At 57.9% G+C, this 15534-nt stretch carries 11 protein-coding genes and 1 tRNA gene; 9 read left to right on the top strand and 3 right to left on the bottom strand.

Annotation, left to right across the window (positions count from 1 at the left end; genetic code table 11):
• Positions 1 to 11 precede the first annotated feature (11 nt).
• Positions 12 to 1232: a ferrous iron transporter B gene (locus HMPREF3039_RS13080; RefSeq protein WP_197457911.1), complete on the top strand. Its 1221-nt coding sequence runs from the start codon at positions 12 to 14 to the stop codon at positions 1230 to 1232.
• Between the two features lie 293 nt (positions 1233 to 1525).
• Here HMPREF3039_RS13080 and HMPREF3039_RS13070 read toward each other — a convergent pair whose 3' ends face one another.
• Positions 1526 to 3838, bottom strand: a complete 2313-nt coding sequence (locus HMPREF3039_RS13070; RefSeq protein ID WP_067573694.1) for a hypothetical protein — start codon at positions 3836 to 3838, stop codon at positions 1526 to 1528.
• A gap of 395 nt (positions 3839 to 4233) precedes the next feature.
• On the opposite strand from HMPREF3039_RS13070, the gene HMPREF3039_RS13065 reads away from it, so the two are divergent.
• The 4 genes from HMPREF3039_RS13065 to HMPREF3039_RS13050 all read left to right on the top strand — a co-directional run bounded on the left by HMPREF3039_RS13065 (position 4234) and on the right by HMPREF3039_RS13050 (position 8266).
• Positions 4234 to 4611 carry a hypothetical protein gene (locus HMPREF3039_RS13065; protein WP_067573696.1) on the top strand — a complete coding sequence of 126 codons (378 nt, stop codon included), beginning with the start codon at positions 4234 to 4236 and terminating at the stop codon, positions 4609 to 4611.
• Between the two features lie 117 nt (positions 4612 to 4728).
• The gene (locus HMPREF3039_RS13060; RefSeq protein WP_231863940.1) at positions 4729 to 6870 is read left to right on the top strand and encodes a DNA gyrase/topoisomerase IV subunit A; all 2142 of its coding nucleotides are present in this window, start codon (positions 4729 to 4731) and stop codon (positions 6868 to 6870) included.
• Positions 6871 to 6964: 94 nt separating this feature from the next.
• Positions 6965 to 7039: transfer RNA gene (locus HMPREF3039_RS13055), tRNA-Thr, on the top strand.
• Positions 7040 to 7525: 486 nt separating this feature from the next.
• Complete coding sequence (locus HMPREF3039_RS13050) at positions 7526 to 8266, top strand: hypothetical protein (protein ID WP_067573698.1); 741 nt, start codon at positions 7526 to 7528, stop codon at positions 8264 to 8266.
• A 215-nt stretch (positions 8267 to 8481) separates the two neighbouring features.
• On the opposite strand, the gene HMPREF3039_RS13045 is transcribed toward HMPREF3039_RS13050, so the two are convergent.
• Positions 8482 to 8865, bottom strand: coding sequence for a hypothetical protein (locus tag HMPREF3039_RS13045; protein ID WP_067573701.1), 384 nt, complete (start codon positions 8863 to 8865; stop codon positions 8482 to 8484).
• 33 nt (positions 8866 to 8898) lie between these two features.
• Positions 8899 to 9216, bottom strand: a complete 318-nt coding sequence (locus HMPREF3039_RS13040; RefSeq protein ID WP_067573703.1) for a hypothetical protein — start codon at positions 9214 to 9216, stop codon at positions 8899 to 8901.
• A gap of 202 nt (positions 9217 to 9418) precedes the next feature.
• Here HMPREF3039_RS13040 and HMPREF3039_RS13035 point away from each other — a divergent pair, with 202 nt between their 5' ends.
• The 4 genes from HMPREF3039_RS13035 to HMPREF3039_RS13020 are packed head-to-tail and all read left to right on the top strand — an operon-like array spanning position 9419 to position 15481.
• Positions 9419 to 10300 (top strand): ParB/RepB/Spo0J family partition protein, encoded by an 882-nt coding sequence (locus HMPREF3039_RS13035; protein WP_067573704.1) that lies wholly within the window; start codon positions 9419 to 9421, stop codon positions 10298 to 10300.
• Between the two features lie 22 nt (positions 10301 to 10322).
• On the top strand, positions 10323 to 11267 hold the full coding sequence (locus HMPREF3039_RS13030; protein WP_067573705.1) for a M28 family peptidase: 945 nt from the start codon (positions 10323 to 10325) through the stop codon (positions 11265 to 11267).
• A 36-nt stretch (positions 11268 to 11303) separates the two neighbouring features.
• Positions 11304 to 13286 carry a BatA domain-containing protein gene (locus HMPREF3039_RS13025; protein ID WP_067573706.1) on the top strand — a complete coding sequence of 661 codons (1983 nt, stop codon included), beginning with the start codon at positions 11304 to 11306 and terminating at the stop codon, positions 13284 to 13286.
• Positions 13283 to 15481: a hypothetical protein gene (locus tag HMPREF3039_RS13020; RefSeq protein WP_067573708.1), complete on the top strand. Its 2199-nt coding sequence runs from the start codon at positions 13283 to 13285 to the stop codon at positions 15479 to 15481. Before HMPREF3039_RS13025 ends, HMPREF3039_RS13020 begins: the two co-directional genes overlap by 4 nt.
• Positions 15482 to 15534: the final 53 nt, after the last annotated feature.

Raw genomic sequence — 15534 nt, 5'->3', positions numbered from 1 at the left:
TCCGGGACAACATGTGGAGAGCAAGACTGGACGCCATACTGATGCACAAGGTGTGGGGATCGCTCATTTTCCTGGGCCTAGTTTATCTCATTTTCTTTTTGAGCTTTGCCATCGGCGACCCTCTTGTCAGACTGATCCAGACGGGAACGCAAATGTTCAGCATCTGGGCATGCCGCCTGCTGGAGCCGTGGCCCGGCTTGCAGTCTCTTCTGGGAGAGGGCGTCGTAGGTGGCGTAGGCGGCGTTCTGGCCTTCCTGCCCAATGTGGTCCTTCTCTTCGGAGCGATCACGGTGCTGGAAAACAGCGGCTACATGATGAGGGTCTCGCGCCTCATGAGCCGCATCATGAAAATCATGGGGCTGAACGGCAGCAGTTTTGCCCCCCTTTTACTGGGATTCGGCTGTTCAGTGCCCGCCATTCTTTCCACCAGGAGGATTGAGGGGCGCAATGACCGCCTTGTCACCATCGCCATACTTCCCATGATGAGCTGCGCGGGACGGCTTCCCATCTACATGATGTTCGTTTCCGCCCTGTTTCCTTCCCATCTCCAGGCCACCGTTCTGTTTGGAATTTACGCCGCCGGCATCCTGCTGGCGCTTTTATGCGCCCGGCTGCTGAAAAACACCTTTTTCAAGACCGTGCAGCGGGACGCGCCCCATCGCCTGAAACGGCTGCGCATTCCTTCCCTGCGGAAAGTAGGGCTGCTCATGTGGTCGCGCGCCTTCATGTATGTGAGAAAAGCGGGCACCTTTATCCTCGGAGCTTCCATCATCCTGTGGTTCCTCAATACCTACCCCAGGCCGGAAGAAGGAAACGCGGAGAACGCGGCCGCGGCCATGGAGCATTCCTACGCCGGGCAAATAGGTCACTGGATGGAACCCGTCACCAGGGTAGCGGGATTTGACTGGAAGGTGAATTCCGCGCTTTTGGGAGCCTTCGCGGCCAAGGAGATTTTCGTCACGCAAATGGGGATTCTCTACGCCGTGCAGGACGGGGATTCCGGTCCGGAAGCCCAGCAAACCCTGAACACCCGGCTAAAAGCTAGTTATACTCCGTTGCAGGGTATCAGCATCATGATTTTCTGCCTGATCGCCCTGCCCTGCATAGGAACAGTGACCGTCGCCAAGCGCGAAGCCGGCACCTGGTGGTTTGCCCTAGCGCAATTCGCAGGTCTTACTGTAATGGGCTTTGTGACGGCTACCGTCGTCTATCAGGTGGGATTGCTTCTGTAAGTTCCGGTATTTCCGTAAAAATATCTTCCGCCTTCTTCCGCGGAACACTTGGTTTTCCGGTGCTGTCCACCGCAAACCACAGCAGAATTCATCATCCCGGACGAACAGGAAAAACGCCCGCTGCCCAAGCTTTACTTCCGGATTTCAGGACGCCTTGGATGGAAGAAAGACGGCAATGGCTCCACGACGGCCAAGTTTCATGCAGGTTTTCCGGAAACAATTCACGGAAAAAAGAAAAAAGAGAACCGGAAGGATTCCTCCTTCCGGTTCCCCTGGCCAGTCTGAAACTGGATTTACATTGTCTTGATGACGGAAGACTCGTCATCGTCGTCCTTCGCCTTTCCGGCGCGCTTGACGGGAGCAGGCGTCTTCTTGATCTTTTCCAGAGCCTTTTCCACATCTGCAATGACATTGTCCTCACCGGCCTTTTCATTGGCCAAATCATTAGCCGCGTTATTCTTGGCTTCATAATCAGCCTTCGCCGCCGCATCGTCGGGACTGTTCCTGTATTTGGCTTCCGCCTTCATCAGGGCTTCTTCCGCAGCGCGCAGCCGGGAATCCAGCTTATTGCTGTTTTCTTCCGCCGTCTGCTTGATGCGTCCAAGCAGACGGATGACATAGGGCCTGTTGCTCAACCTCTTGAACGCGGAAACCAGAAAACGGCGTCGGTCGCTCGTCTTGGCGTCCGCAATCAGGGGTTCAAACAGCTTGATGGTGGCGTTATCGTCGCGGTCGCGGTCCACGGAAAGCACACGGAGAATGGAGTCATGGGCCTGGGAGCGCACGCGGGAGTGCAGGGATTCATCCTTCCATGCCCGGAACAGATAGGGAACGGCATCGTCCGTATTCCAGTCCCCCCATGCCGTGACAATGACCAGGGCTTTCTTGGGGTCTTCCTTGTAGCTCTTTTCCATCATGTCCAGCACCTTGGGATCTCCGGTACGGGCAAGGAGCCTGTAAAGTATCTTGAGATTTTCCTCCGGCATGCCCTGCTGGTATTGCAGCAGCTTGGAGGAAAGCCCGACACGCTTGGCTTCCGGAGCCTCGTCAATGAGATAGCGGGCCGTGCGGAATGCGGAAGAAACCAAGTCTGAAGAAACGTTTTTCTGCTGCAGAATTTTCATGACGTCATCCAGGTCGTCCAGCTTCATGGAGAAACGCATGTACTGGAGCACCACGGCCTGCTTGTCCTGCACCTTTTTGTTCTTGCTGTCGCTGATGGAGTCGTACAAATCCTTGAGCAGCTCACGCATGACCGGGCTGGAGGACTTGGCCAGCAGCGTCACCATCATGGCGTATTTCTCCTTGCTGTAGTCACGGACGTTTTTCTTCATGTCCCCGACCACCTGCCGTGCGATGTTGTCATCCATCTGGGCCATGATGGAAACCAGATGCGCCGCACCGGGCCAGTTGTCCCGGTGCCCCTTCACACCTCTCACGTTATCCAGAAGCAGTGCAGCGTCCTCTTCATTGGGGACGACTTTCACATCCGGCACGCGCCCGAGGTTCTTGGAGTCAAACAGGCGGCTGCGCCCCAGCTTGGCGCCTTCCATCACCAATTTATTCAACTGGGCGTTTTCACCTTCCACCTGATCCTTCTTGGCGTTGGTCTGCCAGGCGTAAATCCCCACGCCGCCGGCCACCAGAACCAGGGCGCACACACCATAGATGATTCCGCGAAGCAGGGATTTGGACTTGTCCACGGAAGCGGCCATCTCCCTGGCGTTTTCTCCCCCGGCAGGGGGCTGGATGCCTCCCGCTCCCGCCAGAGGCGTGCCGGGAGAAGGCGCCGCGGATGCCGCCGGAACCGGTCCGGAGGACGGAGCGGCCACGGCGGAAGGAGCCGGAGGAGAGCCCAAGGGAGATTTTAAAACCTTCAGCTTGGGAAGGGCTCCCGAATCCGGAGCGGCGGGGGCGGCCGCCTTTGCCGTTTCAACGGGGGCGGAGGCCGTTTTTAAAACTTTCAGTTTGGGAATGCTTCCGGCGGTCGGGACCGGAGCAGGTTCCTGGGGCTCCGGAGCTTCCATGGCAGGCTTTGCCACTCCGGCAGCCTGGGCCAAAGCCACAGCCTGGGCTTCTGCAAGGGCCTTCTGGGCTTCCGCCACCTTGGCAAGGGCATCCTGTATCTGGGCATCCACGGAAGAATCAGCCAGGGGCTTGGAAGCTTCTTCCTGTTTTGCCTGTTCAGCGGCCAGCCTGGCCCGTTCCTCTTCAGCCGCGATGCGGGCCGCCTCTTTTTCCGCAGCCACGCGCGCAGCTTCCGCGGCCTCCTGCTCCGCCTTGATTCTGGCGGCTTCCTTTTCCGCTGCCATTCTGGCAGCCTCTTTTTCTGCGGCAATACGGGCAGCCTCCTCTTCAGCGGCGGCTTTTTCCGCGGCTATCCTGTCCGCCTCCGCCTGCTCCGCAGCACGGCGCGCCGCTTCTTCCTGCTCCCGTGCCAGTTTGGCCTGCAATTCCGGAGTAAGAAAACGCGGCTTGGCCACTTCCACACCTTCCGCTGCGGGAGATGCGAATTTCACTTTGGGCTGCGCTGCGGGGGCGGCCGTCACCAGACGGCGGCGCGCGGGCGCCTGTGGAGACGGCTGAGATTCTGGCTGATCAGTCATAATTGGAATGGAAATACTGAGAGATTGGGTTGAATTTACATGATCCGCCCCGGCCCTGCAATCTCAAAATCCGTAACCAGCGCCCCCTGTGACAGTCGCTGAAACGTCTCCCGGAGGCATGGATCCACAGGTTCTCCCTGACCGATAAACCATGCACAGGGCCAAAAACGTCCGCCCGGGAAAAACCGTTTAAGCAACAAGATTTTTTCCCCATGGATACATTAAGAAACATTAATTTTTTTAATTACAAATAAGCCTGAGAATGTGAAGAGTATGATTGAATAGTACATCATCCTTTAAATTTTTAAACAGTCTTTTAAATTATGTCAAAAAACATATTATTTTTCCTTGATAGCAAAGGCTGCATTTATTAAATATGTGCCACTCGTCATACCATGAACTCCAACGATACAAAAAACCGGAGGCGTTATACGCCTGAAGAAAAGCAGGCCGTTCTTGATTTTATCGCCGAACGGAAAACGCAGAATAAAAGAGGCGCCCAGAAGGAAGCCGCTGCACAATTCGGCATCAGCACGGTCACTATCTCCAGCTGGATGAAAGCCTCCAAGGCCAAGAGAGGCCGCAAGCCCGGCACCAAAAACGCCCCCGTTGCCAAAAGCCAGCCCCTTGCCTCCGCACAGCCTGCGGATTTGCGCCGCCTGGCAGCCGTTCTGGAAGAAATAGCAGAGCTTGAAGCTCAAACCGCCAAGCTTGAAACCCTCCGTACCGAGGCAGACGACCTCAGGGCCAGGATTACATCCAAATCAGCCTGAAATTTTACATCAATTTAACACTACTGATAACCGGCCCTTCTTTCAGGAAGGCCGGTTATTTTTCTTTACGGAGATCGCACTTGCCCCGCCGGAACAAATCCTTTAATATTTTTGGCCGTGACTCAACCCGCCCACATCGCACCAGCGAGCCAGTCCGTGGAAGGCATGTATGCCGACTACTTTCTGGATTACGCCTCCTACGTTATTCTGGAACGGGCCGTGCCGAAAATCAATGACGGGTTCAAGCCCGTTCAGCGCCGCATCCTGCATGCCATGGACCGGCTGGATGACGGGCGCTACAATAAAGTAGCCAATATCGTCGGGGATACGATGAAATTCCATCCGCACGGGGACAGGTCCATCGCGGACGCCCTGGTAGGCCTGGGCCAGAAAAACCTGCTCATCGACACCCAGGGGAACTGGGGGAATATTCTAACGGGAGACCCTGCGGCGGCTTCCCGATACATTGAAGCCCGCTTCACGCCCTTTGCCCGCGACGTGGTGTTCAGCCCCAAAGTCACGGAATGGCAGCTTTCCTATGACGGCAGGAACAAGGAGCCCGTGAGCCTGCCCGTCAAATTTCCTCTTCTGCTTGCGCAGGGGGCGGAGGGCATTGCCGTGGGTCTTTCCAGCAAAATCCTTCCCCATAATTTCAACGAATTGATTGACGCTTCCATCGCCCACCTGCGGGGGCAGGAATTCCAGCTTCTGCCGGATTTCCCCACAGGGGGAATCATGGATGCCACCAATTACCGCGACGGGGAGCGAGGCACGGGCCGGGTGCGGATACGGGCGCGCATTCTCACGGAATCAAAAAAACTTCTCCGCATCACGGAAATCCCGTTCGGCGTCACCACGGAAATCCTGATAGATACCATCGTTTCCGCCGCGGAAAAGGGGAAAATCAAGATAGCCCGCATTGAAGACAATACGGCCCAGCACGTGGATATTCTGGTTCACCTGCCCGCCGGAGTGGATCCGGAACAGACCAAAAAGGCGCTGTTCGCCTTCTCCGCGTGTGAAGTCAGCGTCTCCCCCAACGCATGCGTCATTGTGGAAGACAAGCCCCGGTTCATGCGCATCAGCGATATCCTGCGCTACAACACGGATGCCACCAAGGAAACGCTGCGGCAGGAACAGGAAATACGCCTTCAGGAACTTAATGCGGCATGGCACCAGGCCAGCCTGGAGAAGATTTTTATTGAAAACCGCATCTATCTGACCATTGAAGACTGCGAAACATGGGAGGAAGTGCTGGAGACCATTGACAGGGAACTCCAGCCCTTCGCCAGGAAACTGCGCAGCCCCATTACCAGGGACGACCTGATCCGGCTGACGGAAATCAAAATCAAGCGCATCTCCAAATTCGACGCCTTCAAGGCCGATCAGCACATTCAGCAACTGGAGGCGGACATCGACCAGACTCAGAAAAACCTCAACCAGCTCACCAGATTCACCATCCGCTGGTTTGAATCCCTCCGCAAAAAATACGGAGCTTCCTATCCCCGGAAGACGGAAATCTCCTCCTTTGGTTCCGTGGACCGGGCCCAGGTAGCCGTGGCCAATGAAACCCTCTATATTGACGAAGAAGGCTTCGCCGGTTTCGGCGTCAAGAAGGGAAATCCCGTGTGCAAGTGCTCCACGCTGGACGACGTCCTGATCGTGGACAATGCAGGCGTGCTGAAAATCGTGCGCATTCAGGACAAATTCTTCGCCGGAAAAAACCCTCTCTATATCTCCATCATCAAGAAGGATGACGACCCCGTCTTCAACCTGATTTACCGGGATGGAAAGGACGGCCCCGTTTACGCCAAGCGCTTCCGGATAGGAGGCTTCACCAGAGACAAGGAATACCCCCTGACACGCGGGACGAAGGGAACGCGCATCTTCCACTTTTCCGTGCATGAAACGGAGCAAGACAGTGAACAAATCAGCGTGAACGTTTATCTGAAAGCCGTCCTCAAACTCCGCAATCTGATCAGGCCCTTCCATTTCGCGGACTTGCGGATCAAAAACCGCGGCGCCCAGGGCAACATCATCACCAAGCATCCGGTGGAACGCGTCTCCCGCATCATGCCTGCAGCCAAAGCCGGCAATGAAACCACGGAAGAGGAATCATCCACACCTGCCGGCGCGCCGGAATCTGCGGAAAGCGCATCCGCTCCAGCCGAAAAGCCCCAACCGCAGGATGACGCTCCCTCTTCCCCGGATTCATCCGCAGAACCGCCGCTGGAACAGGGTTCCCTGTTTGACGCCTGACACGTTTAAAAATACGGAAGGCCCCCTGTGCCGCCCATTTTCGGCTTGCCAGGAAGGGGCTTCTTCTGTAGACATGTGCGCATCCATTCATTGCGCCGCTTTAGCTCAGTGGTAGAGCACCCGCCTTGTAAGCGGACGGTCGTCGGTTCAAATCCGACAAGCGGCTCCATCATAAACCCCTCAAGTTCACAACTTGAGGGGTTTGCTTTTTCGCCCAGGGAAACAAGCCACTTGATGTTATCCACAGCCGGGTGCTTCTCCTCCACTATTGCAGGCCAGTGGATGAACCAGACTGTCTTGTTGACAGCAAATTATTTAGCCAATCATTTTTCATTTCTTGAATAAAGTAATGCTTTATTGAAAAGCTGGTCTGAACACTCTTATTTGATTTTACGGATGGACACGTGTCGAACCAACTGCTTGGCAACATATCAAACCAAACGGGTACCACCATTTTGTGTACATGGAGACCCATCCGAACACCGCAAAAATGCAAGGTAATACCTGCCAATGATGGCGCACAGCCTTAACGCAACAGGCGGGATGACATTGCTCCAGAATGACCCCAATCTTGTATCGAAGTGGAATCAGACATTCCCGTTTCATCCGGTATGCTGGTGTTCATCGACGAAACTGTTATCACCCAATCATTCTCATGGCCCATTTGCTCCATATCCATATTGTCTCCTATGCGGGCAATGCCCACACATTGCCTTATGCCGTAACCGCCGCTCGCCGGGCGTGGCCTGCATCCCCAATTACCATTCTCGACGATGCCCGGCAGCCCGTGCCTCCTTCCATGCAGCAGGACCTGGAGAACCATCTGCAAATTCAGTACCGCGCTACACATTGGAAGAGAGGCGGCAACTTGCGGGGCCGCGCCTGTTTGCGGGGGCTGCTGGCCGAATACAAACGCAGCCTCCGGGAAACAAAAGCCCCCTATGTCCTGAAGCTTGATGCCGATACACTGGTGCTCAACCCTGCAACTCTCAATACCCTGATGCTGCAAGGAGTGGATTATGGTACTCACAGCACTCTTGACGGCCCCTTCGGAGGAGGGTGCATCCTGATGTCTTCTCCTGCTGTACGGGCGCTTGACAAAGCGGTACGCCTCTGCCCTCTTGTTCCCTGTGCACGTGAAGACAAGACGTTGAATGGCCTGGCAATGGCCTCGGGACTAAGCATGGCGCTTCTTGACGGCAATACGCCCTGTACGGACAAACCAGTTTTTTTCACGGGCATTGACACTCGCCAGCATGACCAGAAAGACTATGTCACCCGCATGTCCGCCAATGTAGCCGTTGCCAACGTGGGTACGTCCAAGCTCACCGGAGCGGAACCGCTTACCGAAGCGTACATGGCCCGAGCTCTGCTTGATGCGAACACGGGCCTATGAGGACCAGACATCTATGAATCCGGCGGAAAAAAGAACCAGAGGGGATGGATTAAAAATCCGCCACGCTGCCTAGTTCCTCTTCCAGGCCAAAAGAAAGGCCGCTTGACACAGTCCTCTCAACGCAAAAATCCCGGCAAGTTACAGCTTGCCGGGATTCAACATAGATATTCTTTTCCATTTCCACTCTTGCGGTGTTTTTTTAGAAAAAAGCCCGCTCAAGACCCAACCGCATTTCCGCATGCTTTAAGAAGCCGGCAGAAGCGGGAGGAAGACAGCTTTACCAGACGGCCGTCTCCGCGTTTGCCGTGCTGGGTCAAAATCCACGGCAGGGAGAGTATCTCCCGTTCATGCTGTAAAAGGAGGCTCGCGTCTCCCGACAGGAAGTGAAGATGCCAGGCGTCGCACCGCCGGCGCGGAAACCGGAAACGCACGTTCAGGATTTGCGCCGCGGGAGCGGATGAATCCACCCGGCGCGCCAACAGCACGAGGCCGGGCGTGCGCACATAGACGTCCTGGCGGAGACCGTCCTCTTCCATGTTCCGGACTGTCCTGCCCGCGGCATGGTAGTAGGCCTCCGCCAGTTCAATGGCATTCTTCATGACATGTTCCGCCGGACAACGCCGCCGGTTTTCTTATTTGCTTTTCGCCTGCACGACGGGAGGGATGTCTTTATCGGAAACGGCCTGCGTAAAAGTCAGACTGCCGTGGGACATCGTCAGGCAGCTTCCATCCTTGCAGATGACCGCTCCTTCCGGCCCCAATTTTACGGAATGGCCGCAGCCGGACAGGAGGCAGGAGGCCGCAGCGGCCGCACCGGCCAGAATGACCCACAGAAGACGTTCCCACCAGGACAGATGGGACATTTCCCGGCTGCGTTCGTAGGCTTTTTTCATTCCTTCCTTCCCCGCTTCCAGGGCGGCCTGCTTTTGTTCTTCACTCGGTTGATTCATGATTTTATTCAGGGTTTACGCCTCCCGGCATAGCGGAAAAAGATATGCCTTTTCATCCATTCCAAACCGTTTTCCGAATCCTGAACTTTCCAAATGTCTGCCACTCAAACAGGCACCGGACGCCCGGCTCCCGAATTTCCTGCCACGGAAGACAAATCCCCTGTTGAAAACGGTAACGGATCATGATAGTCTTTTTCCAGTTATGGCAAAACCGGCTCTGGGGAAAGGCTTTGACGCCCTCATCAATCAAAATCTGTCTCGTGAATCCTTGGCAACTCCCCAGGCGGGAGATGTCGTCCATCAGTTGTCCCATGCCTCCATCATTCCCAGTTCGCTCCAGCCGCGCGCCATTTTTACACCTGAGCAGTTGGCGGAACTGGTGGATTCCATCAAGGAACACGGAATCATCCAGCCCCTGATCGTCCGCAAGACGGACGACAACAAGTACGAGCTGATTGCCGGGGAACGGCGCTGGCGGGCTTCCGGCATCCTGGGGCTTTCCACCGTACCCGCCATCATCCGGAAGGCCACGGACAAGGACGTGCTGGAACTGGCGCTGATTGAAAACCTCCAGCGCGAAAACCTGAGTCCTCTGGAAGAGGCCGCCGGCTATATGCGGCTGAAAGCGGAATTCAAGATGAAGCAGGGAGACATCGCCAAACGGGTGGGCAAATCCCGCGCGGCCGTGGCCAACAGCATGCGCCTTCTGGACCTGCCGCGGGCCGTCCAGGACATGCTGGGCAATTCCTTCATCAGCGTGGGGCATGCCAAGGTACTCCTTTCCCTGAAGAATCAGGACCAGCAAATCCAGCTTGGCCGCGACATCGTGAACAAGGGCTACACCGTCCGCCAGACGGAAAAAGCCATTCAGAAGATTCTCAACCCGCCTGACCCGGCCCCTCCCAGGAAGCCCTCCTCACCGCAGTACAAGAAAATTTCCGGAGTGCTGGCCAAGCAGTTCGGCACGCCGGTGAGCATTTCCGAACAGGGAGGCAAAGGCTCCATTGAGATCACTTTTTCCAGCAAGTCCGAATTCACCCGCATCCTGGAGCTTCTGGGCCAGGATGAATGGGCCGATTCCTGATAACCCCGCACCCTTTTTCCCCATGATGCCCCGCATTGGACTCCTTTTCCTGACGGCTCTGCTGGTGCAGTGCGGCAATCCTGCAAAAACTCCGGAAGCCCATCCGGAGCCCGTACCAGCCCAGTTGCAGGAGACAGACGATTTCCACGGCAGCAATTGCATGTACCATGCCGCACGGATTACGGATATGGGGGACAGAAGCCCGTCTTCACCCGGCTACCGCAAGCAGCTGGACTATTTGAAAGGGGAGCTTTCCAAGCACGGCTGGGAATGCGTGGAACAGGCCTTTGAAGCGCCCACGCCGCAAGGGCCAACCCAATTCGTCAATCTGCGGGCCCGTTACGGGAAAAATCCGGATTTCAAGACTCCGGTCCGCGGTCTGCTGACCTGCCATATTGATACCAAAACGGGCATTCCCGACTTCACCGGAGCCAATGACGGGGCTTCCGCCGCGGCCGCCATTCTGGAAACCGCGCGCATCCTTTCCAGGGACCCGGCCCGTGCCGGACAGCTGGAACTGGTGTTTTTCGACGGAGAGGAAAGCTTTTCCCCGCACATGGACAACGATGACGGCCTGTACGGCTCCAAATTTTACGCGGCCTCCCTGCCCAGGCCGCTGCCGGAGTGGATGGTGAATCTGGACATGGTGGGCCGGCAGGGTAAAAAGATCAGGATTCCGGCCATGACGCCCCAATCCATGTACCGGGTTTATTCCCGCGCCATTCGCGAACTGGGCTATTCCCCGGTAGAATGGGGAGTCTCCGCCTACGGCATCGTGGACGACCACGTTCCCTTCATGGAACTGGGCATGGATACGCTGAACCTGATTGACGATTTTCAGGACGGCAACTGGTGGCATACCTCCAGAGACAACATGGAGATTCTGGGGGCGGATTCCTTTAAAAGCACCGGAGAAATGACGCTGCACATCCTCCGGCAGCTGCTGCCCGCACCTCCTTCTACCTGAACCCCTCCCCCGAATCCGTAACTCCCCTATCCTCCTATGTCCTTTACCTACCCGTGGCTGCTCTGGGCTCTCTTCGCAGCCTCCATCCCCATCATCATCCATCTGGTCAACCGCTGGCGCCACCGGTCCGTGCGCTGGGCGGCCATGGAATTCCTGCTCCGCGCGGCCAGGGAAACCCGCGGAACCAAGAAGCTGCTGCATTACCTGATTCTGGCCCTGCGCGTGCTGGCCGTGGCGGCTCTTGTGACGGCATTTGCCCGCCCCCTGCTCGGCAGCTTCTTCGGCTGGGGAAGTTCCGGATTGAATGAAGTGCTGCTCGTGCTGGACCGTTCCGCCTCCATGGACGCACGGCCGGACAAAACCAATTCCCTGCGCGACACGATCCCGCCCCTCGTGAAGTCCACCTTTGACCAACTGGGAAGCTGCCGCCTGTCCCTCCTTGACTCTACCACTGAAACCATTACCCAGATTCCCGCACCGGAAGCCCTGGCGGACCTGACCGTCAGCAAAGTGACGGACAGCGGAGCGGACATTCCCTCCCTGCTTCAGAAGGCCATTCCCTATCTGGAGGAATCCGCCTCCGGAAAGACGGAAATCTGGATCGCCTCAGACATGCAGTCGTCCTCCTGGCGGCCGAATTCTCCGGTATGGTCCAGCGTACGCCAAAGGCTGGCGGCTCTTTCCATTCCCCCTGCCGTCCGCATCATGGCCCTGAGAGACAGGCCGGAAACCAACCGCGGCATCAGAATCACGCAGGCCCAGATCAATAACGGCAGGCTGGTGCTGGACATGGAGGTTTTACGGCAGGGTTTCGATCCCAACCAGCCGGAGGAAGTGCCGGTGAACATTTCCGTGAATAACGCCGTGGCTTCCTCCACCCTCCAGCTGGCCGGGGAAACAACCACCGTCCGCAAGGAAATCCCCCTGCCGCAGGACAAGGAATCCGGCTTCGGCTACGTTTCCCTGCCCCACGACGATTTTTCCAAGGACGACATTTCCTTCTTCACCTTCGCTCCCAAGCCCCTGGCAAACATCCTGATCAACGGACCTGCCGGGGAAGCGGGCAAAATCCTCTCCCTAATGGCCGCCCCTCCGGGACTTCCCGGAAGGAAGGCCACCATGCCGAACACCGTGCGTTCCGGGCAGCTCAACCTTTCCTCCCAAGCCCTGGTGATCTGGCACGGCCCCGCCCCGCGGGCGGACATGGAAGAGAAGCTCAAGACTTTCATTGAAGAAGGCGGCCTGGTTCTCTTCCTCCCGGACGATACGGCCCACGGCACGCGCCACCAGTTCCTGGGAGTTTCCTGGGGGGCGATGGAAACGGCCCCGGCCGACGAGTATTTCCGCGTGGAGTCCTGGGACCGCCAGCGCGGTTTCCTCCGGGACGGTACGGACCAGACACCCATCCCCGCCAACCGCCTCCGCGCCATCCGCCGGAAACCCCTGGCTGGCAAATACCGCGTGCTGGCTTCCTGGGATGACGGCACCTGTGCCCTGGGCCAGGTCAGGGCCGGAGCGGGTTCCGCCCTGTTCCTGACCACCCTGCCGAAATATTCCTGGTCCAACCTGGCGGACGGCCACCTGCTGCTCCCCCTTCTCCAGCGCATGGCTGACCGCGGCGCGGAACGCTTTTCCTCCGCCATTTCCCTGCGCGTGAATGATCCCGCCCTGCCCCAGTCCGCCACGGATGTTCCCATGCGCATGGACGACGCGCAGGGCTCCCATCCCTCCGGTTCTCCCGTGGACACAGCCGGCGTTTACCGCCTCGGTGCGCAGACTTACGCCGTCAACCGGCCGTGGTCGGAAGACAATCCCGACCAGATTACGGATGAAAAAATTCACACCCTCCTGCCGGACGCCGCCATCAGCGCCATGCAGGGCGGCGTTGAAAATCCCTCCCTGGTGCAGGAAGCCTGGAAGCTGTTCCTGCTGATTGCCCTGGGCTGCCTGCTTCTGGAAGCTCTCCTTTGCCTGCCCAAGCGCACGGCCAAACGCCCCACCCCCGCCAACCGCCTATGAACCTGAGCCTTCAACCCACCGTCCTGAGCGTCGCCGCGGCCGTGCTGGTCATGGCGGCCGGAATATGGATGAGCCGCATTTCCTGCAAGCGCAATCCCCGCCCACTGACGTTCAAACTGGAAATACTGCGCCTGATCATCCTGGGAGCCGTATGCTTCCTGCTGTTCCAGCCGGAATGGGTCATCATTTCAGAGCCCAAGGAAAAGCCCAAGGTCTCCATCCTGGAAGACCGTTCGGGCTCCATGGAAACCCAGGACGTGGAAATCACCCCCCAGCACGTTGTCACCCGCGCGTCCTATGTCCGGGAACTGCTCAAAGGCCACAGCACGGATTCCCTGAAAGAAACCCATGTGGTGGAGAACGCCCCGTTCAGCGTCCAGCCCGCCCCGGATTCCCCGGATTACGCGCTGGCATGCACGGACCTGGCCAAACCGCTGGAGGAAGCCATGCAGTCTTCCGACAATCTCCGCGCGGTCGTCATGTTCACGGATGGCGGCCACAATGCCTCCTCCTCCGTGCTGACGCAGGCCCAGAGGATGCGTTCGCGCGGCATCCCCCTGTTCATCATCCCCGCCGGCAGTCCCGTTCCCCTGCCGGACCTGGCCCTCCAGGACGTGAAAGCCCCCACTTACGGCATCATCGGGGAGACGGTGCAGATCCCCTTCACCATTAAAAGCACCCTGGGCAGGGAAGTCAGGGCAACCCTTACTTTGTCTTCCAAAGACACGGGAAAGGTCGTCACCCGGACGGTCACCATCCCGGCCCAGGGGGAAGTGTCCGACGCCGTGCTGTGGAAGATAGAAAAGGAAGGTTCCGAAACGCTGGAACTCAAGCTTCCCATCCAGCCGCAGGAACGGGTGCGCACCAACAACGCCTCCTCCTTCAGCATCGCCGGGCGCAGGGAATCCATCAAGGTGCTGGTGATCGACACGCTGCCGCGCTGGGAGTACCGCTTCATCCGCAACGCCCTGTACCGCGATCCGGGCGTGGACGTCCACACCCTTCTGTTCCACCCCGGACTGAAGGAGATGGGAGAAGGCCCCGGGTACTTGGTCAAATTCCCGGAGAAAATGGAGGAACTGGCCCAATACGACGTCATCTTCATCGGCGACGTGGGCATGGGGGCCAAAGGGCTGACGGCGGAACAGGCCAAACTGCTCAAGGGCATGGTGGAACAGCAGGCCAGCGGCATCGTCTTCCTGCCCGGCTACCAGGGCAGGCAAATGGAACTTCTTCAATCGGAGCTGGCGGACCTGATTCCCGTCACCTTCCTCACAAACAAGCCGGAAGGCACCACCCAGGCGGCCCCGTCCCCGCTCATTCTCACGCCGGAAGGCCGCGGCTCCCTGCTGACCATGCTGGCGGACACGGAGAGTGAAAACGAGGAAGTCTGGCGCAACCTGCCGGGCTTCAACTGGTACGCCCCCGTGGAACGCCCCAAGGCGGGCACCACCGTACTGGCCGTGCACGCGGCGGACAAGAACGCCTACGGGCGCATTCCCCTCATCGTCACCCAGTCCTACGGGAACGGGAAAGTGCTGTTCATGGGCACGGATTCCGCCTGGCGCTGGCGGCGCGGGGTGGAGGACAAGTACCATTACCGGTTCTGGAGCCAGGTGGCGCGCTGGATGAGCTACCAGCGCAACATGGCGGCAGGGGAACGGATCAGGCTGATTCCCAATCCGGAACGCCCGCGGCTGGGAGATACCCTGACCGTCACCGCCATGGTCTCCGACAAGCAGGGCGCCCCCCTTCAGGACGGAGAGGTGTTCCTGGACATCACCGCCCCGGAAGGCACGACGAGCCGGATCCAGATGGAAAACATGGACCACACCTGGGGTTCCTTCTCCGCCTCCGTCAAGATCAACCGTCCCGGCAAATGGACACTGACGGCTTCGTCATCCGACCAGCCGGACAAGGCCGTCATCCTGCCCATCATCACCATGAATGAAACGCTGGAAAAAATCGGCCAGCCCATCAACACCGCCTTGATGGAGGAAATGACTTCCATCACGCGCGGACGCATGGTGAAGGCGGAGGAAATCCAGCAGCTTATCCGGGAAATCAAGGACCTGCCCGTGCCGCCTCCCATGGAAAAGCGCATCCTGATCTGGTGCCATCCCTACACGCTGGCAGCCCTGCTCGTTCTGCTCTCCCTGTTCTGGATAGGCAGAAAGCTTAACGGAACCATTTAAGCGGAACGGCGCCCCGCCCGTTTTTCGCAGGTATTTTCTTCCCGCCCCACCTC

It is taken from the genome of Akkermansia sp. KLE1798 (genome assembly GCF_001580195.1).
GTDB lineage: Bacteria > Verrucomicrobiota > Verrucomicrobiia > Verrucomicrobiales > Akkermansiaceae > Akkermansia > Akkermansia biwaensis.
This window is presented reverse-complemented; position numbering and strand designations above follow the sequence as displayed.

Excerpts from the sequence above, each read along its gene's own strand:
- HMPREF3039_RS13040 (WP_067573703.1), bottom strand. The coding sequence starts at position 9,216 with ATGAATCAACCGAGTGAAGAACAAAAGCAGGCCGCCCTGGAAGCGGGG.
- HMPREF3039_RS13070 (WP_067573694.1), bottom strand. The coding sequence starts at position 3,838 with ATGACTGATCAGCCAGAATCTCAGCCGTCTCCACAGGCGCCCGCGCGC.
- HMPREF3039_RS13045 (WP_067573701.1), bottom strand. The coding sequence starts at position 8,865 with ATGAAGAATGCCATTGAACTGGCGGAGGCCTACTACCATGCCGCGGGC.
- HMPREF3039_RS13030 (WP_067573705.1), top strand. The coding sequence starts at position 10,323 with ATGATGCCCCGCATTGGACTCCTTTTCCTGACGGCTCTGCTGGTGCAG.
- HMPREF3039_RS13080 (WP_197457911.1), top strand. The coding sequence starts at position 12 with ATGTGGAGAGCAAGACTGGACGCCATACTGATGCACAAGGTGTGGGGA.
- HMPREF3039_RS13065 (WP_067573696.1), top strand. The coding sequence starts at position 4,234 with ATGAACTCCAACGATACAAAAAACCGGAGGCGTTATACGCCTGAAGAA.
- HMPREF3039_RS13025 (WP_067573706.1), top strand. The coding sequence starts at position 11,304 with ATGTCCTTTACCTACCCGTGGCTGCTCTGGGCTCTCTTCGCAGCCTCC.
- HMPREF3039_RS13035 (WP_067573704.1), top strand. The coding sequence starts at position 9,419 with ATGGCAAAACCGGCTCTGGGGAAAGGCTTTGACGCCCTCATCAATCAA.
- HMPREF3039_RS13020 (WP_067573708.1), top strand. The coding sequence starts at position 13,283 with ATGAACCTGAGCCTTCAACCCACCGTCCTGAGCGTCGCCGCGGCCGTG.
- HMPREF3039_RS13050 (WP_067573698.1), top strand. The coding sequence starts at position 7,526 with ATGGCCCATTTGCTCCATATCCATATTGTCTCCTATGCGGGCAATGCC.